Annotated in this window: 21 protein-coding genes; 13 read left to right on the top strand and 8 right to left on the bottom strand. The window is 53.9% G+C overall.

Annotated elements, in window-relative coordinates:
• Positions 1 to 91 precede the first annotated feature (91 nt).
• From rpoD to dgcA, 4 genes are all read left to right on the top strand, one after another.
• Positions 92 to 1,930 carry an RNA polymerase sigma factor RpoD gene (gene rpoD / locus ACTUJZ_RS06120; protein WP_463635407.1) on the top strand — a complete coding sequence of 613 codons (1,839 nt, stop codon included), beginning with the start codon at positions 92 to 94 and terminating at the stop codon, positions 1,928 to 1,930.
• A gap of 132 nt (positions 1,931 to 2,062) precedes the next feature.
• Complete coding sequence (locus ACTUJZ_RS06115; protein ID WP_463635406.1) at positions 2,063 to 2,506, top strand: GNAT family N-acetyltransferase; 444 nt, start codon at positions 2,063 to 2,065, stop codon at positions 2,504 to 2,506.
• Positions 2,507 to 2,596: 90 nt separating this feature from the next.
• The gene (dgcN, locus tag ACTUJZ_RS06110; RefSeq protein WP_463635932.1) at positions 2,597 to 3,598 is read left to right on the top strand and encodes an N-acetyltransferase DgcN; all 1,002 of its coding nucleotides are present in this window, start codon (positions 2,597 to 2,599) and stop codon (positions 3,596 to 3,598) included.
• Entirely contained in the window at positions 3,589 to 4,587 is a 999-nt protein-coding gene (gene dgcA / locus ACTUJZ_RS06105) for an N-acetyl-D-Glu racemase DgcA (protein ID WP_463635405.1), read from the top strand. The genes dgcN and dgcA overlap by 10 nt, the downstream gene beginning before the upstream one ends.
• Before the next feature lie 45 nt (positions 4,588 to 4,632).
• Here dgcA and ACTUJZ_RS06100 read toward each other — a convergent pair whose 3' ends face one another.
• On the bottom strand, positions 4,633 to 4,965 hold the full coding sequence (locus ACTUJZ_RS06100; RefSeq protein ID WP_463635403.1) for a DUF6488 family protein: 333 nt from the start codon (positions 4,963 to 4,965) through the stop codon (positions 4,633 to 4,635).
• 216 nt (positions 4,966 to 5,181) lie between these two features.
• Complete coding sequence (locus ACTUJZ_RS06095) at positions 5,182 to 6,138, bottom strand: PEP-CTERM sorting domain-containing protein (RefSeq protein ID WP_463635402.1); 957 nt, start codon at positions 6,136 to 6,138, stop codon at positions 5,182 to 5,184.
• Between the two features lie 553 nt (positions 6,139 to 6,691).
• On the opposite strand from ACTUJZ_RS06095, the gene ACTUJZ_RS06090 reads away from it, so the two are divergent.
• The 8 genes from ACTUJZ_RS06090 (at position 6,692) to ACTUJZ_RS06055 (ending at position 12,765) form a co-directional block, all read left to right on the top strand.
• The gene (locus tag ACTUJZ_RS06090) at positions 6,692 to 7,534 is read left to right on the top strand and encodes a glycosyltransferase family 2 protein (protein ID WP_463635401.1); all 843 of its coding nucleotides are present in this window, start codon (positions 6,692 to 6,694) and stop codon (positions 7,532 to 7,534) included.
• Positions 7,534 to 8,202, top strand: coding sequence for a guanitoxin biosynthesis heme-dependent pre-guanitoxin N-hydroxylase GntA (gntA, locus tag ACTUJZ_RS06085; protein ID WP_463635400.1), 669 nt, complete (start codon positions 7,534 to 7,536; stop codon positions 8,200 to 8,202). Before ACTUJZ_RS06090 ends, gntA begins: the two co-directional genes overlap by 1 nt.
• 3 nt (positions 8,203 to 8,205) lie before the next feature.
• On the top strand, positions 8,206 to 8,787 hold the full coding sequence (locus tag ACTUJZ_RS06080) for a DUF1989 domain-containing protein (RefSeq protein WP_463635399.1): 582 nt from the start codon (positions 8,206 to 8,208) through the stop codon (positions 8,785 to 8,787).
• A 59-nt stretch (positions 8,788 to 8,846) separates the two neighbouring features.
• A complete protein-coding gene (gene tmpT / locus ACTUJZ_RS06075; protein WP_463635398.1) occupies positions 8,847 to 9,500 on the top strand; it encodes a thiopurine S-methyltransferase in 654 nt (217 codons plus the stop codon).
• 110 nt (positions 9,501 to 9,610) lie between these two features.
• Entirely contained in the window at positions 9,611 to 10,192 is a 582-nt protein-coding gene (locus ACTUJZ_RS06070; RefSeq protein ID WP_463635397.1) for a YceI family protein, read from the top strand.
• A 43-nt stretch (positions 10,193 to 10,235) separates the two neighbouring features.
• Positions 10,236 to 10,691 (top strand): NUDIX hydrolase, encoded by a 456-nt coding sequence (locus ACTUJZ_RS06065; protein WP_463635396.1) that lies wholly within the window; start codon positions 10,236 to 10,238, stop codon positions 10,689 to 10,691.
• Positions 10,692 to 10,794: 103 nt separating this feature from the next.
• Positions 10,795 to 11,562, top strand: a complete 768-nt coding sequence (locus ACTUJZ_RS06060) for a class II aldolase/adducin family protein (RefSeq protein WP_463635395.1) — start codon at positions 10,795 to 10,797, stop codon at positions 11,560 to 11,562.
• A gap of 18 nt (positions 11,563 to 11,580) precedes the next feature.
• Positions 11,581 to 12,765, top strand: coding sequence for a mandelate racemase/muconate lactonizing enzyme family protein (locus tag ACTUJZ_RS06055; RefSeq protein ID WP_463635394.1), 1,185 nt, complete (start codon positions 11,581 to 11,583; stop codon positions 12,763 to 12,765).
• Positions 12,766 to 12,778: 13 nt separating this feature from the next.
• Here the strand turns inward: ACTUJZ_RS06055 and ACTUJZ_RS06050 are convergent, their stop codons facing one another.
• The 3 genes from ACTUJZ_RS06050 to ACTUJZ_RS06040 all read right to left on the bottom strand — a co-directional run bounded on the left by ACTUJZ_RS06050 (position 12,779) and on the right by ACTUJZ_RS06040 (position 15,006).
• Complete coding sequence (locus ACTUJZ_RS06050) at positions 12,779 to 13,312, bottom strand: DUF3750 domain-containing protein (RefSeq protein ID WP_463635393.1); 534 nt, start codon at positions 13,310 to 13,312, stop codon at positions 12,779 to 12,781.
• Between the two features lie 81 nt (positions 13,313 to 13,393).
• The gene (locus ACTUJZ_RS06045; protein ID WP_463635392.1) at positions 13,394 to 14,257 is read right to left on the bottom strand and encodes an amidohydrolase family protein; all 864 of its coding nucleotides are present in this window, start codon (positions 14,255 to 14,257) and stop codon (positions 13,394 to 13,396) included.
• Positions 14,257 to 15,006, bottom strand: a complete 750-nt coding sequence (locus ACTUJZ_RS06040; protein WP_463635391.1) for an SDR family NAD(P)-dependent oxidoreductase — start codon at positions 15,004 to 15,006, stop codon at positions 14,257 to 14,259. The genes ACTUJZ_RS06045 and ACTUJZ_RS06040 overlap by 1 nt, the downstream gene beginning before the upstream one ends.
• A gap of 202 nt (positions 15,007 to 15,208) precedes the next feature.
• Here ACTUJZ_RS06040 and ACTUJZ_RS06035 point away from each other — a divergent pair, with 202 nt between their 5' ends.
• Positions 15,209 to 16,969: an acyl-CoA dehydrogenase family protein gene (locus tag ACTUJZ_RS06035; RefSeq protein ID WP_463635390.1), complete on the top strand. Its 1,761-nt coding sequence runs from the start codon at positions 15,209 to 15,211 to the stop codon at positions 16,967 to 16,969.
• Positions 16,970 to 17,034: 65 nt separating this feature from the next.
• Here ACTUJZ_RS06035 and ACTUJZ_RS06030 read toward each other — a convergent pair whose 3' ends face one another.
• The 3 genes from ACTUJZ_RS06030 to ACTUJZ_RS06020 all read right to left on the bottom strand — a co-directional run bounded on the left by ACTUJZ_RS06030 (position 17,035) and on the right by ACTUJZ_RS06020 (position 20,260).
• Complete coding sequence (locus ACTUJZ_RS06030; protein ID WP_463635389.1) at positions 17,035 to 19,092, bottom strand: glycoside hydrolase family 97 protein; 2,058 nt, start codon at positions 19,090 to 19,092, stop codon at positions 17,035 to 17,037.
• A gap of 143 nt (positions 19,093 to 19,235) precedes the next feature.
• Positions 19,236 to 19,775, bottom strand: a complete 540-nt coding sequence (locus tag ACTUJZ_RS06025) for a DUF3016 domain-containing protein (protein ID WP_463635388.1) — start codon at positions 19,773 to 19,775, stop codon at positions 19,236 to 19,238.
• A 119-nt stretch (positions 19,776 to 19,894) separates the two neighbouring features.
• Positions 19,895 to 20,260 (bottom strand): hypothetical protein, encoded by a 366-nt coding sequence (locus ACTUJZ_RS06020; RefSeq protein ID WP_463635387.1) that lies wholly within the window; start codon positions 20,258 to 20,260, stop codon positions 19,895 to 19,897.
• Between the last annotated feature and the right edge of the window lie 117 nt (positions 20,261 to 20,377).

The following is a 20,377-nucleotide window of genomic DNA, read 5'->3' as shown; positions in this document are numbered from 1 at the left end:
CAAGACAACAGCAAGCAGGCTATATGCAGGTCTCCCCCTGCCCTCTGGCGTGCTTTATTGCTTAATTTTAAATGTGAGAAGTGTAGGTTCTATGGCGCAAAGCAAGCAATCTCAGATTAAACTCCTGATTGCCAAAGGTAAAGAGCAAGGTTACTTAACTTTTGCAGAAGTAAACGACCACCTGCCGCAAGACATAGTCGATTCTGATCAAATCGAAGATATCATCCGCATGATTAATGACATGGGCATCCAGGTTTCCGAATCGGCACCTGATTCTGATGAACTGCTCATGCAGGAAACCACGGCTGACGAAGATGCGGCAGAAGCCGCCGCGCAGGCGCTGGCGACCGTAGAAAGTGAAATTGGCCGCACCACCGATCCTGTGCGCATGTATATGCGTGAAATGGGGACTGTTGAACTGCTGACCCGTGAAGGTGAGATCGAAATCGCCAAGCGTATCGAAGACGGCATCAATCAGGTTCAGTGTTCGGTTGCCGAATACCCCGAAGCGATCACCTATTTGTTAGAGCAGTGGGATCTGTACGAAGCCGAAGAAATTCGCCTTAGCGATATTATCTCTGGGTTTGTGGATCCAGATGATGAGCGTGACCTGGCTCCCACCGCGACGCACATCGGTTCAGAATTGTCGGAAGAAGAATTGGAAGACGAAGACGACGATGAAGATGACGACGATGATGATTCGGATGATGATGAAAGCGGCGTTGATCCTGAGCAGGCCCGGGAAAAATTTGCTGAGCTGCGCGAGCAGTACATCAAAACCCGTGATGTGATTGAAACTCAAGGCCGGGCGCACGAAAAAGCACGCAAAGAAATTGCTGCACTGAGCGAAATCTTCAAAGAATTCCGCCTGGTGCCCAAGCAATTTGATCGCATGGTGAAAAACATGCGTGGCATGATGGACAAGGTACGCATCCAGGAACGCCTGGTGATGAAGTACGCAGTCATCAATGCCAAGATGCCGAAAAAAGACTTTATCAAGGCCTTTGCTGGCAACGAAACCTCAACCCAGTGGCTGCATGAAGCGATCAAAGCCGGCCACGGGTACAGCGACGCGCTGGCCCAGCATAAAGAAGACATCGAGCGCAGTGTGTCGAAGATGCTGCAGGTTGAGCAGGAAACCGGCCTGATCATCGCTGACATCAAAGATATCAACCGCCGTATGTCTATTGGTGAAGCCAAGGCACGTCGGGCCAAAAAAGAGATGGTCGAAGCCAACCTGCGTCTGGTTATCTCGATTGCCAAAAAGTACACCAATCGCGGTCTGCAATTTCTTGACCTGATCCAGGAAGGGAATATCGGCCTGATGAAAGCGGTAGATAAATTTGAATACCGTCGGGGCTATAAGTTTTCAACTTATGCTACCTGGTGGATCCGTCAGGCGATTACCCGTTCAATTGCGGACCAGGCGCGGACCATTCGGATCCCGGTGCACATGATTGAAACCATCAACAAGCTCAACCGGATCTCGCGGCAGATGCTGCAGGAAATGGGCCGCGAGCCAAGCCCGGAAGAATTGTCTGAGCGCATGTCGATGCCTGAAGACAAGATCCGCAAGGTGCTGAAGATCGCCAAAGAGCCTATCTCAATGGAAACGCCCATTGGTGATGATGAAGATTCGCATCTGGGCGACTTTATCGAAGACAGCACTATTATCCAGCCCCTGGACTCGGCTACCGGCGGAAGCCTGAAAAATGCCACCCAGGAAGTGCTAGCCGGTTTGACTGCGCGTGAAGCCAAAGTCTTGCGGATGCGTTTTGGTATCGATATGAACACCGACCACACGCTGGAAGAAGTGGGCAAACAGTTCGACGTGACCCGCGAGCGGATCCGTCAAATTGAAGCCAAGGCGCTGCGCAAGCTGCGCCATCCCAGCCGCTCAGAGCAACTGCGTAGCTTCTTAGACGAATAATGTTGCACCCTGTGCAACAGATACAAGCCCGCCTTTTGGCGGGCTTTTTTGTTGTAGCACGGTATACTTTGATTTTTTAACCGCCCCTGGTTAGCAATCACCTGTGACCAGGCCACACCACGGAGCTCCTCTATGCAATGGCAATGGGCCCCCCTCAACGAACTTACCGCTACTGACGCCCACGCGTTGTTTGGCCTGCGCCAGCAGGTGTTTGTGTTGGAGCAAACCTGCCTCTACCCGGATATCGATGCGCTGGACCTGACCGCCTGGCATTTGCTGGGCTGGCAAGATGATCAACTGGCTGCTTATGCGCGGGTCCTGGCGCCGGGCGACAAATATGCCGAACCTGCCATGGGCCGCGTTGTCACCGCGCCGGCCTTGCGTCGCCAGCAACTGGGCAAAGAGTTGGTCGGTGAAGCGCTCACGCGCAGCCATACCCAATTTGGCCGGGCTGATATGCGCATCTCGGCACAACAATATCTGGTGCCCTTTTACCAGAGCTTTGGCTTTGTGTGCGTCGGTGAAGGCTATGATGAAGATGGCATCCCGCACATTGAAATGCTTAAGAATGAATAGCTTAATGCAAAACCATGTGAGACTAATCTATCCTTTGGCGAGCGCGTATGTTATCTGTGTGACAACCATCCGCGGCTACCAAGGGACCCGATTGTGATCCAAGCCCCCTATTTATTATTTATCGGTGATGCCACCGATCCGTTAAGTATTAAGATGGCCCGCAGTGTTGCAGACTGGCGGGCCGAAAAATGTGTGGGCGAGCTACGCCTGCCTGGTTGTGAAGTCAGCACCGGCTGCCCGGAATTATCTATCGATCAGGCAGTGGAGCGCGGCGCCAAAAGCTTTATTCTGGGCTTTGCCAATAGCGGCGGCCATTTGGATGAACGCTATCTGACCCACGTGCACCAGGCCATTGAAGCCGGCCTGGACATTGTCAGTGGCCTGCACGATAAGCTTACCGACTACGCCGAACTGGTGGATGCCGCGCGCCGCTACAATGTGCGCCTGATTGATATCCGCCATCCGCAAGCCCGCTTTACCACCGGCCGCGGCCAAAAGCGTAGCGGTAAGCGCCTGCTGACCGTGGGCACGGACTGTTCGGTGGGTAAAATGTATACCTCGCTGTGTCTGACCCGCGCCCTACAGGAGCAAGGTGTGAACGCCACGTTCAGAGCCACCGGCCAAAGCGGGATCCTGGTGGCTGGCGAAGGCGTGCCGCTGGATTGTGTGGTGGCGGATTTTATCTCCGGCGCCGCCGAGTCGTTAAGCCCGGATAATAATGATAACCACTGGGATATTATCGAAGGCCAGGGCTCACTTTCACATCCGGCCTTTGCGGGCGTCAGCCTGGGCCTGCTGCATGGCTCACAGCCTGATGCGCTGGTGATTTGCCATGCGCTAAACCGCGATCATATGCGCGGGCTGCCTCATGTGCCCCAGCCAACCTTACAGCAAACCATCGACCTAAATCTGCAGGCCGCGCAACTGACCAATCCAAAGGCTCGGGTGATTGGCATTGCAGTGAACACCTCGGCGGTGGACGATGAAGAAGCGCGCCGCTGGTGTAAACAAACCGCCGAACAACTGGGTTTGCCCTGTGTAGACCCAGTACGCCATGGCGTCGATTCTCTGGTGGCCCGCTTATGCGATTAACTATCGAAGCGTCGCATGAACAGCTGCCTTTGGCCCGAGAATTTCGGATCTCGCGGGGCGCTAAGACCCACGCCGATGTGGTGGTCGTCAAAGTATCAGACGGTACTCACACTGGCTGGGGCGAAGCCGTTCCCTATGCGCGCTATGATGAAACCCTCGAGGGCACTCTGGCCAGCCTCAACCGGATTGGGCAATCGATTGCCTGTGTGGATGATCATGTTCGCTTGAATGCCACCCTGCCGGCCGGCGCGGCCCGCAATGCCTTAGACTGCGCGCTGTGGGATTTGCGTGCCCAGCAACAACAGCAGCCGGTGGCCCAACTTACCGGGCTGACCGAGCCAGCCTCGTGTGTCACAGCTCAAACCATCAGTGTCGGCACCCTGGCCGGCATGCAGGAGGATGCCAGGGCACTGGCTGGCGCTGAATTACTCAAAATCAAACTGGATCCTGAGGATGTGGTGGATAAGATTGCGGCTATTCATGCAGTTACCCCCACCAGCCGTTTTATCGTAGATGCCAATGAAGGCTGGAGCCTGGATTTACTTAAACAGGTGGCACCACAGTTAGCCCGCCTCAATGTTGCGCTGATTGAACAGCCTCTGCCGGCCGGTGAAGATGATGCCCTGGCCGATTATCAATGCCCAGTGCCACTGTGCGCCGATGAATCCTGCCATACGACTGCATCACTGTCGGCGCTGGTGGGCCGGTATCAGGCCATCAATATCAAGCTGGACAAAACCGGCGGATTGACTGAAGCCATGTCGCTGCTGCGTGCGGCCCGTCATCATCAGCTGGATATTATGGTGGGCTGTATGGTGGCCTCTTCGCTGGCGATGGCGCCGGCTTACTTGCTGACCGAGCACGCCAGCTTTGTGGACTTGGATGGCCCGGTGCTGGTGAAACAAGACCGGCCAAACGGCTTTACCATTGAAAATGGTATTTTGCGGCGCCCGTCTAATCTGCTTTGGGGTACCGGCCAGCCACGTTAAGCAGGCTAGCCCTAAGGACTGCGCTGATAAGCTCAGTGCAGATGCTTATTGCACAGTGACCGGGTTGGTGGCCGACACCGCGATGACTTCGCCATTGGCGGCGATGGAAAAATACAACACCCGGTCAAACTCAGTGTTGCGCGCTTTGATCACAACCCCCTGATCGCCGGCTTCTACCACACTAAAATTGTCAGCCGCCAGATACTTCCAGCTCTTATGCAATTTACCGGCCTCAAAGCCAGCATCTTTAAACGCCATGGTGCGGGCGGTGGTCTGTGCGGTACTAAGCGCCTGCTCGCGACTGATGCTGTCGGCAGCGGAAACCAACCCGCTGATGGTGATGGCTGCGGCCAGCAGGCTGTGACGCCACTTAATCATAGATGCTCCAGAGTGGATTTAATAGTGTGCTCCTATTACGGTAGTTTTTCTGATTCGGGTTGCAGTTCGGTGGTATTCAGAGCATTGATACACCGATATGATTGGTACAGAAGTAACCTTAAACTAATGGGTGGCGCGGCCAAAGTCACCCACAGTGGGTCAAAATTATCCCAATAAAAAAGGCCCTTTCGGGCCTTTTTGGTAATGAGATATGGATTACTGATGAATACGACGTTTGCGTAACAGGGTCACACCCATCAGTACAAGACCAAACAGCCCCAGCGTCGCTGGTGCTGGCACTGCTACCAGGCGGGCAGCAGAGCGGCCCAGGATGATGTCGCCATTCAGACCGCGTTCATCATCATCCAGCGTGCGAATATCGTTACCGTTGGGCAGCATCACACCATCAAAGTTAAAGCGTAACGCATTTACCCACATACCACATTCAGAGGCCACGCACCGGCGCCATTGTTCATTCACAAACAAGGTCAGTCCGCTCACGCCAGCAAAATTCTCCCAGGTAAAGGAAGGCAGGCGCATCATGCCATTTTCGGGTCGCAGGCCATCAAGAGCAAGTCTGGGTCCACCACCAATGCTGGCTAGCAAACGCATCAGCCGCGGGCTAATAAAAGAGCCGCCACGCATATTCCAGTCCCCATAATCACCCGAAATGCGCGACAGCGAAAACACATCAAAAGGAATATCAAAAAAGCTGTCAGGAATCATTCGTTCCGGACGTATATCACCATTCGGCATAGGCCCGATATCGCGATCCGGCATCGGGCCGATAATGCCGGAGGCGCCCCGAGCCCGGCGATTGCCCAAGCCACCATCCACATTAGACATGGCATGCCCGCCTAAGGTGAATTGACGCAGTAACCCAGCGATGGGGCCGCCCAACGGATCGCGCATTGGCGTGGCCAGAGGCGAACCCGGTCCGCCCAGAATGCGTGTAATACGATATGGATCCGGCGCTTCACCATGGGTGCGCACAGGCAGGTTAAAATCCACGCTACGGCCATCCATCATCAAATCGACACTGATCGCATGGCCTTCACTGCTGCCGGCAATAACTTTGGCATGGGCAGAAAAAGCACTCAGGCTCATTGATAACACCAGGGCGGCCGGGGCAACAATATTTCTCATGGTTGATTTTGCAGTTAAGAACATCATCGCTATCACCTCTTTGTAGTATTTTGTATTCCACTCATTAACTTGCATGAGAACTATTGCTTAAGGTGTGCCATGTTTTTTAAGGTATTGATACAAAACAAACTTTCGTATTTTTAAGGATTAAATTTATCTATTCAGTGATCCTAGCCTGTAAAGAACTCGGACAACTGGACTAATTGCCTTAAAAGTTTATAAACCATTGAAATTAATAATGTTATGCCAAAAATCGGAGAAGTTTGACTAACCTCCCAATTCGACTAAACCCCGCCTGTTACCACCCATCGCAGCTGTCAATGTGGCCGACACCTTCCTCACCCGTGGACGTTCAAAACGAGTTAACAGGCAGGTTAGAACGCTGTGGCTGTGCTCACGCTTTTGTACCAGAAAATGCTTCATAGCGGCCTGCAGAGATTGCAGCCAAAAGCAGAAGACATGCGAAAAATTGCAAAATTCTTTATTTAAAACTTCAGAAAATCATAACCTTAAACACTGAACCAGACTGGCAAAATGTTTGCTTATTACCTCTCCAGATAAGAGTAAGTAAGAGGTAAAGATGAAAACCAGTCTGGTCACCATTGTTAAAAATCGCACTAAGCAGTTGCGCAATTTAATTGCGCATCTGGAGCAGTGTGACCCACTGCCCGATGAGTTGGTGGTGGTGTGGATGACCTCGCCATCACCGCACTCACTGGTTCGCTCTGAGGCTTTTACTATCACGCATAAATTTGTCACAACCGAAGCTCTGCCCATCGCCCGAGCGCGCAATAAAGGTTTGCTGGAAGCACGTAACAACGCCCTGTGCTACATGGCAGTGGATGTATTGCCGGCGCCTGACTTTATTGCTCAGCACACAGCCTTGTTAACCAAGGGCACGGTGGTGGTTAGCCAGGCCTACCCCGGGGTAGCCGAAGGCGACCTGTATCAGGGATATGCATTTTTACAATCACAAACACAGCGAGAAAACTATGGAAACTCTGTGTGCGATAATGATCGCGCTGCACTGTTTTTTATTCATAAAAAAGATTTCAGCCGCACCGGCGGGTTCGATGACCGCTACGATGGCTTTGGCATCAATGATGAGGATTTTCTCACCAACTGCCGCACGCTAGGCTTAGCCTTTGCCGTGGCTGATAGCGTGACTTTTCGCCAGGAACGCGCCAACTACCGCTGCCCGCTTAATCATGTGCTCGACTTCACCCGCAATGCCCAGATTTATCATGACAAATGGGGCGTGTATCCGAATAAAGCAGTGTTAGAACAATACGCCCAGCAAGGCTGTATCAATTCAGATTATGAAGAAAATGGTCTCCATGTAGCGCGCCTGCCGACCGATGACGAGCGCAAAACAGCACGCCTGGCCGCCACGCATACCAATGCTGAAGAAGGAGATGGCTGATGCGAACCCATTTGCGCCAGCTGGATGAACAGTTGCAGCAGTTTATCGGCCAAAAAGCGTTTCCCTGTGTGGGGGCCAAAACCGCCTTGTCTAAACAGCAGGTGCATTGCCATGAATACGATAGTCTGGACGATGAACAGCTCAATGTAGATATTCTGAGCGACCTGTACGACTTTATCGACGGCTTTGATCTGCGCCAACATATGTTTTCATCCTTCGTGTGCGCATTTGATGGCCCTTACGGTTACACCGAGCGCCAGTATGAATATCTGCTATGGCAAAAACTGCAGCAGCTGCATGAGATTGATGCCCGCCTGCACCCCTGGGACAAGTCGGTCAGCCAGGACCCCGAAGCCGCCGACTTTAGTTACAGCCTCGGCGGCCAGGCGTTTTTTATCATTTGTTTAAACCCGGCCAGTCGCCGCAAGAGTCGGCGCTTCGAAAGTCCGGCCATCGTGTTTAATCTGCACCAGCAATTTGAGCATCTGCGTGAGCAGGGTCGATTTGAACAATTTCGCGATCATATCCGCAAGCGGGATGATGCTTTTAACGGCGAAGCTAATCCAATGCTGCAAAATCATGGTACAGACTCAGAAGCCAAACAATACAGCGGGCGGCTGTTGGAAGAAGACTGGCAGTGCCCCTTTCACGTCAATAAGGAAACTTAACCCGTGCATACTATTGCTCCGCGCAGCGGTACCGCCTTTGAACTGCAACAAGGCCAACGTTTAAAAGTGATCGATCCCCAAGGTGAACAGGTCGCCGACCTGTACGCATTTAATGCCCAGAATCATCACGAATATTTGTCATCCGGCCGCTCATTGGATTACAACGAAAGCCTGACCTTTAAAACCGGCTCTAAGCTGTATTCCAACGAAAGTCATGAGATGTTTGAAATCATTGAAGATACAGTGGAAGACCATGATTTTTTACTGACCCCCTGCAGCAAGGCCACCTTTCGCCATTTTTACCCGGATGAAGAGCCGGTGCCAGGTTGCCATGGCAACCTGGCTGCAGCCTTTGCCAAATACGGTATACCCGAACACTTGATTGCCACCACCTTCAATACCTTTATGAATGTAGCGGTAGACAGCACGGGCAAACTGGCGGTGCTACCGCCCAAAAGTAAAGCCGGCGACTACACGGTCTTCGAAGCCAAGATGGATATGATTGTGGGGCTAACTGCCTGTTCTGCCGGTGAATCCAATAACTTTTCCTATAAGCCCATCGAGTACGAGATTTTATCGGCGTAAGCTTTGCGACGGGCGGCTTTGCAGGTAAGGTAGACTTTTCTTCTTGCCGGACTTTACCCATGGACGCTCACTTTTGGCATCAAAAATGGCAAGCCAATGATATTGGCTTTCACGAACAGACCACTAACCCGGCACTGTCCCGGCATTTTGCCCGGCTAGGCCTGGCCCCCGGCAGCCGGATCCTGGTGCCGCTGTGCGGTAAAAGCCAGGATATGCTGTGGCTGGCCGAGCAGGGCTATGAGGTGGTGGGCGTTGAACTGAGCACCCTGGCGGTAGAACAGTTTTTTTCTGAAGCCGGGCTGACGCCGTCCGTGAGCAACGCGGGTGTACACCAATGCTATCAGGTCGGCAACATTACCGTCTTAGTAGGCGATATTTTTGCCCTGACGCCAGCCACGCTGGGACCGGTGGCCGGCATCTATGATCGCGCTGCGCTGGTGGCATTACCTGACACTATGCGCCTTCAGTATACTCGCCATCTGACTAGCCTGACCGAACAGGCCCCGCAGCTGCTGATCACCTTTGACTATGATCAGCATGCCATGCCCGGCCCGCCATTTTCAGTGCCGGCCCAGTGGGTACATACCGCCTATGCATCGGCCTATCAGCCATTGTTGTTGCAGGACTCGCCGGTTAAAGGCGGGCTTAAAGGCCGCTGCCCGGCTCACGTGCAGGTGTGGCAACTGCTGCCCTGTCCGCAAGGTTCGAAGTAATCACACAACTGATTCGCATAACCACGGCAATGAAGATGAACCGTTTACCAATACCGCGATTACAAACAGCGATGAAGGCACTTTTGCCACCAACCAAACAGGAAAATGTTATGCGTCGACTTTCTGCTGCTGTTGCCACTACCGCACTTTGTTCTGCTCTGTCTGCCCCGGTCATGGCCGAGCCTATGACCTACAGTATCGATCCGGAACACACCAATGTAATTGTATCCTGGAGTCATTTTGGGTTTTCCTACCCCACCGCCACCTTTAGCGGGGCCCAGGGTTCACTGACCTATGATAATGACAATGTCAGTGCGTCGAGCATTGAGGTGTCCATTGATGTGGAAACGGTCGACAGCTATTCAGACAAACTAAATGAAGAATTTTTAGGCGAAGAATATTTTTATGTGGATGAATATCCGCAAGCCACCTTTAAAAGCACTAAGGTCACGGCCAACGGCGACAATCAATTGTCAGTGACAGGCGATCTGACCATTAAGGGCACCACCCGTCAGGTCACCTTTGATGCCACCTTAAACAAACAGGCCAAACACCCCATGACCGAAAAACCGGCCATCGGCTTTAATGCCACCACGACGGTGATGCGCTCTGACTTTGGCCTGGATAAATATGTACCGGATGTGTCTGATAAAATTGTGCTGCAAATTACCACCGAAGCCCAGGCAAAATAATCCTCGGCGCGTCGCCACCGCCTGGTTTGCCAGTCTGGCTGGGTTGGTCAGTCTGACAGGCTGTGGCCCGGCTGAACTGGCTGCACCTGAGTGCCGCTCAGAGGCTGTGGTGGCGGTCACCGCCGCCCATGGCGCCTGTTTGATTGTTGCCAACCAACAGGTGTTACTGGTTGCCGATGATAACGGCCGCTGGCAGCTACCCCAGGCCGAAGCCGGTGCGCTGGAAACCTCGGCCTGTGCTGCCCATCGGGCCACCTGGCAGGCTACCGGGATCAATGGGAAGGTCACCCAACAGTTAGGCTGGCTCACCCCCACCACCATGCTGTATCACTGTACCAGTGACGCGGGCATTGCACGTTTGCCGCAATCTTTCACTTACAATGATCAGAAGATGAAAAAAGCCGATATCTATCAGCTGTCGCACCGCGACCTGACCTACCCGGATCACCTGGTGCCATTGCGCGATGGATTTGTGCAGGCTACACAGCCGACCCGGTAATCTGCAAACAGAGTTTACTAAACGAATGTTGTTAACCGTCTAGACGTCTGTTAGCTTTAATGGTTCTACTGCATCCATCAATTACAAGCAAGAGACAGTCACTGTGTTTGAACTGCAATATTCCAGTAAGAAAGGCCAGGTCAGCGCAGCTGAATGGCAAACCCGGGTCGACCTGGCGGCCTGCTACCGTCTGGTGGCCGATATGGGCTGGGGCGATTTAATCTATACCCACATTTCGGCAAAAGTGCCCGGCACCCGCCATTATCTGGTCAATGCCTTCGGCCTGACCTTCGAGGAGGTCACTGCCTCCAATCTGGTCAAGGTGGATTTGCACGGCAATATTCTGGATGACACCGACGACACCATCAATCCGGCCGGCTTTACCATTCACAGTGCCATTCATGAAGCGCGCAGCGATGCCATGAGCATTGTACATCTGCATACTAAGGCCACTATCACAGTCGCCTCAGTAAAAGGCGGTCTTCAGCCCTGGAGCCAGTATTCGTTGTTTTCGCTGCCGTCGCTGAGCTATCACGATTATGAAGGGCTGGCGGTAAACGATGATGAACGTGCTCGCTTGCAGCAAAATCTGGGGCAAACCAATCATATGCTGTTGCCCAACCATGGCGGGCTGACCTTAGGCCCCACCGTGGGCGATGCCTTTATGCGTTTTTACGATCTGCAACGAGCCTGCGAAATTCAGCTGGAACTGATGAATTCAGGGCGCGAGGTCATTGCCATTCCCGATGATATTGTGGCCGGCATTTACCAGCAGGCCAATACCGTGCATGCCGGCCAGACCGGCGGCCAGAAAGCCTGGCCCGCCATGCTACGAAAAGCCTATCGACTCGACCCCGGTTTTTGCGAATAACCATATACAGGAACTGCCATGAAAGTGACCAAAGTTGAAATTTTTGATATTGAATGCCCGGAGCGTCCACCATGGAACCCGGTATTTGTGCGGGTGTATACCGATGAGGGGATCACCGGGGTGGGCGAAGCCGGGCTGGCCTATGATTTGGGTCACAGCGCAGCGGCCCATATGATCAAAGAAATTGCCGAGGCCATGTTGATTGGCTGGAATCCGTTTAATACTGAGCACCTGTGGAGCCGGATGCTACGCGAAAGCTTTTGGGGACTGGGTGGCGGCCCGGTGATCTATGCCGCCATGAGCGCTATTGATACTGCGCTGTGGGATATTCGCGGTAAAGCCCTGGGCGTGCCTGTGTATCAGTTACTGGGTGGCAAAACCAATGACAAATTACGTTGTTATGCCAGCCAGCTGCAGTTTGACTGGGATGACCAGATCACCAAACTCAATGCCCCGGCCGACTATGGCCGCGCTGCCGAAAAAGCCATGGCTGACGGCTACACTGCGGTCAAGGTCGATCCCATTGTGTACGACAAAGACGGCGTCACGCATTTTGATCGCACCAAATTGTTTAGCCGCGCTGAAATGAAATTATTTAAAGCCCGCTTGCAGGCTATTCGCGATGCCATGGGCGATGAAGGCGATATCATTTTTGAATGTCATAGCTTACTGGGCGCATCCACTGCCATCCAGCTTGGTGAAATGGTCGAAGAAATTGGCTGTTATTATTATGAAGAGCCGGTGAATTATTTAAATTCTAAGCTGCATGACAAAGTGGCCCAGCGGGTCAATGTCCCCATCGCCGGCGGCGAGCGCTTATACCATCGCTGGGATATCCGCCCGTATTTAGAAGATCAGTCCATCGATGTGCTGCAACCGGATATTGGCCTGTGCGGCGGTTTTACTGAAACCAAAAAAGTCTGTGATTATGCTGATGTGTACGATGTACGCATTCAGGCCCATGTGTGTGGCGGCCCGGTGGCCACCGCAGCCAGCCTGCACCTGGAAACCGCTATTCCTAACTTTTTAATCCACGAACATCACACCTATGCCACCAAGTCATGGAACCGCGAGCTGTGTATTCAGGATCCGCAGCCCAAAAATGGCTACATCGAAGTGTCTGAAGCGCCTGGGATTGGCATTGAGCTTAATGATGAGATTGTTTACCGCTCACCGCATATGACGGTGACGGCGCTCAAATAAGCCAGAAGTTATTTTAATCGGCATAGCCACTGCCGATGGCGCGAAATGGCAGCTCCAGCTCTAGCTCGGGCACTTCTTTGGCCACCCAGGCTGGAAAGGTGTTGCTGTTAGGGCCGGGAAACACCTGGTAACGGTCTGCGTACGGATAACGCGCAATGGCCGCACGCAGCTGTGGGATAAGCCGGGCGGCTTTGTCGCCCTGCAATGAAAGCAATTTCTCCGGCCGCGCGCCATACCAATAGCGATCCGGCGTGGTGGTGCGATAGGCATCCAGCGCCGGCAAGCCATCTTCGGTGCGCCAGCCCACCACTTCGTATACGGTGTAATCGTTAGCCTGTGCAGGTTTGATTGCCAGCCAGGTATGCACCGCAACCCAGCCGCGCCAGCCAAAGGCATCAGCCGCATACACTTCAATCACCGCCTGTTCGGTGGATTCCGGCGCCGGCGCGATGCCGGCTGGTTCACGGCTGGCGGTTTGCCAGTCCTGGCTACTGCAGCCGCTGCCCAGCAGAGCAAAAGCAGCCACGATACTTATGATTAAACGCATAGTTGTCTCCTTTGGCGTTATATACGCCCCACCCGCAAGCCCGGTTGTTACAGCTTTGTCATCTACCGTTCTTGTTGAATCTCAGTCAAACTGGTACCAGCGGGCGGCGTTGTCGTGAAGCACCGCCTGTTGCTGCTCTGCATCCAGCGCCAGCGCGTTAAGCAGCGTCAGGGTACGCCGCCAAAACTCTGCGTAGGAACAAGCCAGCCGGCACAAAGGAAAATTACTGGCCGCCATTACCCGCTGCGGACCAAAAGCGCTAAGCACCTGCTGCCAGCAAGTTTGGGCCCAGGCCTCTGACCATTGGCGTTGCGAACCGAGCATCTCCCAGCCCGAGGCTTTAATGGCAATATGCGGGCAGGCAGCCAGGCGCGCCAGATTGGCTTGCCAGGCACCCTGCCCCTTGGCATCTTGCGGCGCCCAGCCAGCATGATTGATCACACAGCGCACTCCGGTGGCGGCCACATGCTCCAGCAATAAGTCGGTGGCGGTGTCATCGGCCACCGGATACTGGGCTTCAAAATGCCAGTCACGAGCTGCCAGCGCAGCGAAGGCTGCCCGCACCTGCGGCTGGCTGAGAATTGCCACAGCCTCGTTGTCCAGAATATGGCGCACGCCCACTACCGAAACATAGTCCGCCAGTCGCGTCAGGGTGGCGGTGCACGCCTTACCCAGCAAATCAATGCCGGCCACACAGCGCAGCGGCTGCTGTACCCGGCTCTGCCACCAGGCCACCTCGCGCCAGGGTCTGGCATTATCAAAGCCGGCTTCGATATGCACCAGGCCGCGCAATTCACACGGCCCCGCCGAGTTCAACGCAGCTTCATCGAATGCCTGATATAGCTGGGCTTTATCCGGCCAGTGAGGCGGCTTATCCGGCTGCAGCCAGTGATAGTCGCCGTCTTGCGGGGCAAAAAAATGCAGGTGGCTGTCGATTAGTTGCATCAGCGTGCGGTATAGCCGCCATCAATCACCTGTAGGCTGCCGGTGATAAAGGTGGCCTTATCGCCGGCTAAAAACAACACCAGCTCGGCCACTTCTTCGGGCTGGCCTAAGCGCCCCAGGGGTTGCGCAGCAGCTTCCTCGGCATGCACCTGGGCTTTATCAGCGCCACTGGCCTCGACATAACGATTAATCGCCTTGTGATACAACGGTGTTTCGATAGTGCCCGGGCATACAGCATTCACCCGAATATTGTCAGCGGCATAATCCAGCGCGGTGGTTTTGGTCATTGACGCCAGCGCGGCTTTGCTTAAGTTGTAGGCAAACGAGGATGGCTTGCCCACCAGGCTCTGATCCGAGCCCATTAAAATGATGGCGCCGCGCTGCTGGGCACGCATGGTGGGCAGCACGGCTTTGATAGCGGCGTAGGCGCCTTTCACATTGGTGGCAAAGACCTGATCCAGTTCGGCTTCGCTGGTTTGCTCGATGGTACCGGAGAAGTGGATCCCTGCGTTGGACACCAGTACATCGATGCGGTTGGTCTGGGTCAGCACCTTATCCACACAGGCAGCCACCTGCGAGGTATACGCTACATTGCATTCCAGCCACTGGGCATTTTCCACCGGCCGGGCAAAGTCGCACATATCCAGGTTAAATACCCGGTAACCTTTGGCGGCAAATTTTTCTGCCACTGCCAGGCCTATGCCCTGGCTGCCGCCGGTTACCACACACACCGGTGATTCATAGCTCATGCTGTACTCCGCCTTCATTGAGATTTAAAGGGCTCTAGCATGACCAGAGGGCACCAAAAATGCAATCACAATGCGCTAATCGCCGGTGCGAATGCGTTGCGTGAATTAATTTTTTTACAAAATGATTACAGAGGCTTGGCGGTGCGTGTTTTGTGGGTATAATTAAAATTCAAACACCCGTTTAAAAGTAAAGGAGTGGGTTATGCCGCACTATCAGGCACCAATGGCCGATTATCAATTTTTGCTCAAAGAATGGCTGGGCTTGGATAGCCACTATCAGCAACTGGGCGTGACCGATTTTGATAGCGATCTGGCCAATGAAATCATTGCTCAGGGCGCCAAGTTTGCTGAAGATGTGATTGCGCCGCTAAACCGCAGTGGTGATGAGCAGGGTTGCCGCTTAGAAGGCGGCCAGGTGACCACCCCCGAAGGCTTTGCCCAGGCTTACCAGGATTATATCGCCAACGGTTGGAACAGCATGTTGGGCGACGAAGCCTACGGCGGTCAGGGCCTGCCCTACACTATGGCGGTGCCGGTGCATGAAATGTTGCATTCAGCCAACCTAAGCTGGCGGCTCACCAGCATGCTCACCGAAAGTGCGGTACTGGCTGTTTCCCGCCATGCCAGCGACACCCTGAAAGACCAGTATCTGGAAAAGCTTATAAGCGGTGAGTGGACCGGCACCATGAACCTGACCGAGCCGCAGGCCGGTACCGATCTGGCTTTGCTGACCACCAAAGCCGAGCCACAGGATGACGGTAGTTACAGCATCACCGGTAACAAAATTTTTATCACCGGCGGCGATCATGACTGGACCAGTAACATTGTGCACATGGTACTGGCACGCTTGCCCGACGCGCCTGCTGGGGTCAAAGGCATCAGCCTGTTTTTGGTACCAAAATATCTGCTGGATGAAAATAATCAGCCCGGTCAGCCCAATGCGGTGTCGGTGGGCAGCATCGAGCACAAGATGGGTATCAAAGGCAGCCCCACCTGTGTGATGAATTATGACGGCGCCACCGGCTACCTGGTGGGCGAACCGCACCAGGGGCTGGTCTGCATGTTCACCATGATGAACGATGCGCGTTTTCAGGTGGGTCTGGAAGGATTGGGCGCGGCCGAAGCTTCTTATCAGGGCGCCCTGGCTTATGCCCGTGAGCGGGTCCAGTCGCGTGCGCCGCAAGGGGTGCAAAACCCTGATGGCAAAGCCGATCCGATTGTATTTCAACCGGATGTGGCACGTATGCTGATGACCCAGAAAACCCTCACCGAAGGGTGCCGGGCACTGGCGGTGTGGTATGCCAAATACATGGATATCGAACGGTTGGGCGATGACACCGGCAAACAAACCGCGGCGCAGGTACTGGCCTTTTTAACCCCGGTGTGCAAAGCCTTTATGACCGACATGGGGTTAGAGACCACCAGCCTGGGTGTGCAGGTATTTGGGGGCCACGGCTATATACGTGAATGGGGCATGGAACAGCTGATGCGGGATGTGCGTATTGCCCAGCTGTATGAAGGCACCAATGGTATTCAGGCGCTGGACCTGATTGGTCGCAAGCTGACCCGGGATAAGGGCCGCATGATGGAAACCACCTACACCGAACTAACCGCATTGGTGGACACCATCGGTGATGCCGAGGCCCGCTCGCAGGCCCAGTCACTGCTGGATGACTGGCGCGCCACCTCTGCTGACTGCCTGGCTATGGATGCTGCGGATGTGGCCAGTGCAGCCTGCGATTATCTGGCCTACACCGCTTACTCACTGATTGGTGTACTGTGGTATAGCCAGGCCGATGCGGCGAAACACAGTGCCAACACAACATTGGCCACTGCCAAGCAAAAAGCCAGCAACTTTTATCAGGCGCGGATCCTGCCACGTCGTGATGCCCACAAGGTAGCGTTGCGGGCCGGCGCAGACAGTGTGCTGGCCACCCAGGGCGCTGAGTTTGATTATCTGTAACCCAACCTAATCAACCAAAAACGGGAGCCCACTGGCTCCCGTTTTTTTATGCGCGGTGTACAAGTCTAGTCGAGAGCTTTGAAGCGCACTGCCACTCCGCCAATGGCTGCCATCGACAAGGTCAGGCTGTCTTTGGCTGTCACCTGCTTGGTAACATAGTCCATGGCATAAGGATTATCCTGCCAGTCGGTCTTGTCGCTGTCCTGATAAATCTGTGCTTCATAGGTCTGGCCGTCAGCCAGAAAGTCCAGTTTGACGGTGACCTTGCGCGCTTTATCATCGGTGATGGCGCCTAAATACCAGTCTTTGCCCGAATAGTCCCGGTGCGCTTTTTCCTGGCGGGCAATCACAATAAATTTACCCACTTCGCCTTGTAGCGCTTCGGTAGCTTCCCAGTCGGTGGGCACATCCTGAATAAACTGAAAGGCCTGCGGGTGCTTCAGGTAGTTTTCTGGCAAGTCTGCCGCCATCTGAATAGGGCTGTACAGCACCACATACTGGGCCAGCTGGCGGGTCAGGGTCGACATGGGTCGGCGTACAAAATCCACGGTGTCATTTTCCGGTACATCCGGGCGCTGGTAGTCAAAATCAAAGATACCGGGGGTAAAATCCATCGGCCCGGCCAGCATACGGGTAAAGACCAGGGTGGGGATATGGTCTGCCGGGTTAGGTGCGCCCACCCCGGAATTGTACTCCTGGCCGCGGGCACTTTCGCGCGAGATCCAGTTCGGATAGGTGCGACGCAGGCCGGTGTCCTTGACCGACTCATGGGTGTTGATGGACAGCTCATACTTGGCGGCGGTGCGCACATTATTTAAAAAGTGATTCACCACCGGCTGGCTATCGGTGTATTCATAACGCATGATGCCATCATCATCCAGCCGTTTCAGGTTCTGACCAAAAGCCACATAGCCGGTTTTGATTTGCTCGACGCCCAGGTCCTGATACAGCTTGAAGCCGTCTTCCATCTGTTCTTCATAGTTGGTGATCCCGCCAGAGGTTTCGTGATGGCCAATTAACTTAACGCCCTGCTTATCGCCATACTTAGTCACGGCTTCGATATCAAAGTCCGGGTAACTTTTGGTAAAGCTGAACAACTGCGAGTTTTCAATCCAGTTGCCATCCCAGCCGGTGTTCCAGCCTTCCACCAGCACGCCGTCAAAGCCGTATTTGGCTGCAAAATCCATGTACTCTTTGGTGCGTTCGGTGGTCGCCCCGTGGGTGCCATCTGTGCCCCAGGTGTACTTGCCGATGTGCATGCCCCACCAGATACCGATGTATTTGCCCGGGTTTACCCAGTCCACCTCGCCCAGCTTATTGGGCTCATTGAGGTTCAGGGTAAGGTAGGAGTTGATTAAGTCCACCGCTTTATCGCCCACCGTAATGGTGCGCCAGGGCGTAGTGAAATCACCTTCTTTGAGTACCGCGGTGCCATCGGCGCGCGGAGCCAGGTCAGCCTCCAGACGTCCGCCACGCAGGCGCTGCAGGCTCATGCCGGCATAATCCACCAGTGCAGCTTCGTGAATGGCTACGTGCAGGCCGTCGTCATAGGTGACAGTAAGAGGGGTGTGAGCCACATCCACCTGCTCCAGTTTGGTTTCGCGATACACATACTCGTAGCGCTCAAAGCCCTGACCGGGGATCCAGTACGCTGTGGCAGACTGCGGGCGGGCCAGATTAAACTGGGTCAGTTCGCGAGTGATGGCCACCTCGCCCTGCCCGCTCACTTCATAGCGAAAACCGATACCATCATCAAATACCCGCGCTCGCACCACAAACTGGCGGTCTTTGTCATCGGTGTGGGTAAAGCGCACCACCACTTCATTATAGTGGTTAGTGATCAGGCGCTGCTCGCCCCAGGGTTGTTCCCACTGGCTCTGATGACTGTCGCGGCTGACTTCTTTGACCGTAAAATCACGGTACATGGGTGCCGCTTTTTCAAAGGTAAAGCCAAGTTTGCTGGGCAGGATCACCGCCTGGCCGTTGCGCTGTAAACTGTATTGCGCCAGGGCATCGTCATCGCTGAATTGCAAGGTCAGCGCGCCATCCGGGGACGACACTGACACGGTGGCGGCATAAGAGGAGGCTGTCAGCAGCCCCATGGCAAGGCCAAGAGTACGCATATAAGTCCTTATGTTTCCAAGTGTGCCTTACGCTTACGCACAAGCACAGAATTTGTAACAAAACAATAACAGACTTAATCGATTAAGCTAGTGCTAATCGCAGATGACAGGCTGGTCAGAGCAGGCCGCTGACGCGACACGACTTATTTCAAGCTGGATTGCTGATAGGTGGCCGCGGTTTGCTCAATGGTTTTTTCAAACCAGTCTTTGAGCATGTTTTTTTCATAACTAAGGTTTTGATAGCGGCTGCGCAGGCGGGTGCCCCGATCCATAAATGCCATGTCTTTAAGTTTCACATCGGCGCTTTGCAAGGTGGCGCCATCTGCTCCCTGCAAGGTATAGCTAAATTGCATACGCGGAATATACAAGGGTTTCACCAGCCGGATATCGGCGCCACCCATGCCACCAAAAAAGCTGGCCGGCCAGACTTCACCCGCCAGATCCATGTCGGTCACAGTCAGCGACAACACCTGGCCATCAGGCAGATCTTCGGCCAGTTCAGCCAAAAATTCTTCGATATCTGCAAATACCCGGTCGCGAAAGGAGATGCGTGACTGATTAGACGGCTGTATATCCCGGTAGGAATCGGGATCCTGCCAGGTAATTTTCACCTCTGCGGCCGCCTGTGCCGGCACACTGCACAGCCCCAGCAGGCCCATCAGCAAACAGGAATACTTTATCATTGTGACTACCTCACACCATGTTGCCTGAGGCAACAAACGGATTGATACTGGTTAGAGGCGCCTGTGGCAGGCAAGTTCCATTGGCTGGCAAAAAGCAGCAAAAGAATATTGGAGCTGAATTAGGTCTTATTTTCCAGCAGGTCGGATTTTTCTATCTCGGTACACATAAACGCGCGCGACGCTCCAAATAAAAAGGGATTTTTATCGTCGCTGTGACAGTAAGTAGTGTAAAAATGCTGCACCTGATGGCGCGAACTGAGCAGTTCATCCAGATAATGCTGCTGGTAAGGGCGCAAGGTGACGTATAGGGTATCGATGTTGTTTCTTAGCTGGCTCAGGGCGCGCTGTTCCGGCAAGGCATCCACATAGCCAATCCAGCTGCTGACCCGCTGCTGGGCATGCGTCAATACATCCTGTACAAACGACAGGCGCAGAATTACTATTAACAGGGCAATTTCAGCCAGTAAAATCAGGGCTCGGCGCATTCTGAACACAGCATGGTAGAAAATACTGCACTAAGCCTAGCCCATTGCACGCGGGCAAAAAACCGGTTTATTTATACCTAATAATGCACAAGCAGACCATGGCCGGCACAGCCTAAG

Source organism: Alteromonas sp. WD8-37, assembly GCF_055326825.1.
This window is presented reverse-complemented; position numbering and strand designations above follow the sequence as displayed.

Excerpts from the sequence above, each read along its gene's own strand:
- ACTUJZ_RS06095 (WP_463635402.1), bottom strand. The coding sequence starts at position 6,138 with ATGATGTTCTTAACTGCAAAATCAACCATGAGAAATATTGTTGCCCCG.
- ACTUJZ_RS06020 (WP_463635387.1), bottom strand. The coding sequence starts at position 20,260 with ATGCGCCGAGCCCTGATTTTACTGGCTGAAATTGCCCTGTTAATAGTA.
- ACTUJZ_RS06045 (WP_463635392.1), bottom strand. The coding sequence starts at position 14,257 with ATGCAACTAATCGACAGCCACCTGCATTTTTTTGCCCCGCAAGACGGC.
- ACTUJZ_RS06070 (WP_463635397.1), top strand. The coding sequence starts at position 9,611 with ATGCGTCGACTTTCTGCTGCTGTTGCCACTACCGCACTTTGTTCTGCT.
- rpoD (WP_463635407.1), top strand. The coding sequence starts at position 92 with ATGGCGCAAAGCAAGCAATCTCAGATTAAACTCCTGATTGCCAAAGGT.
- ACTUJZ_RS06100 (WP_463635403.1), bottom strand. The coding sequence starts at position 4,965 with ATGATTAAGTGGCGTCACAGCCTGCTGGCCGCAGCCATCACCATCAGC.
- ACTUJZ_RS06040 (WP_463635391.1), bottom strand. The coding sequence starts at position 15,006 with ATGAGCTATGAATCACCGGTGTGTGTGGTAACCGGCGGCAGCCAGGGC.
- tmpT (WP_463635398.1), top strand. The coding sequence starts at position 8,847 with ATGGACGCTCACTTTTGGCATCAAAAATGGCAAGCCAATGATATTGGC.
- dgcA (WP_463635405.1), top strand. The coding sequence starts at position 3,589 with ATGCGATTAACTATCGAAGCGTCGCATGAACAGCTGCCTTTGGCCCGA.
- ACTUJZ_RS06050 (WP_463635393.1), bottom strand. The coding sequence starts at position 13,312 with ATGCGTTTAATCATAAGTATCGTGGCTGCTTTTGCTCTGCTGGGCAGC.
- ACTUJZ_RS06035 (WP_463635390.1), top strand. The coding sequence starts at position 15,209 with ATGCCGCACTATCAGGCACCAATGGCCGATTATCAATTTTTGCTCAAA.
- ACTUJZ_RS06030 (WP_463635389.1), bottom strand. The coding sequence starts at position 19,092 with ATGCGTACTCTTGGCCTTGCCATGGGGCTGCTGACAGCCTCCTCTTAT.
- ACTUJZ_RS06025 (WP_463635388.1), bottom strand. The coding sequence starts at position 19,775 with ATGATAAAGTATTCCTGTTTGCTGATGGGCCTGCTGGGGCTGTGCAGT.
- ACTUJZ_RS06055 (WP_463635394.1), top strand. The coding sequence starts at position 11,581 with ATGAAAGTGACCAAAGTTGAAATTTTTGATATTGAATGCCCGGAGCGT.
- ACTUJZ_RS06090 (WP_463635401.1), top strand. The coding sequence starts at position 6,692 with ATGAAAACCAGTCTGGTCACCATTGTTAAAAATCGCACTAAGCAGTTG.
- gntA (WP_463635400.1), top strand. The coding sequence starts at position 7,534 with ATGCGAACCCATTTGCGCCAGCTGGATGAACAGTTGCAGCAGTTTATC.
- ACTUJZ_RS06115 (WP_463635406.1), top strand. The coding sequence starts at position 2,063 with ATGCAATGGCAATGGGCCCCCCTCAACGAACTTACCGCTACTGACGCC.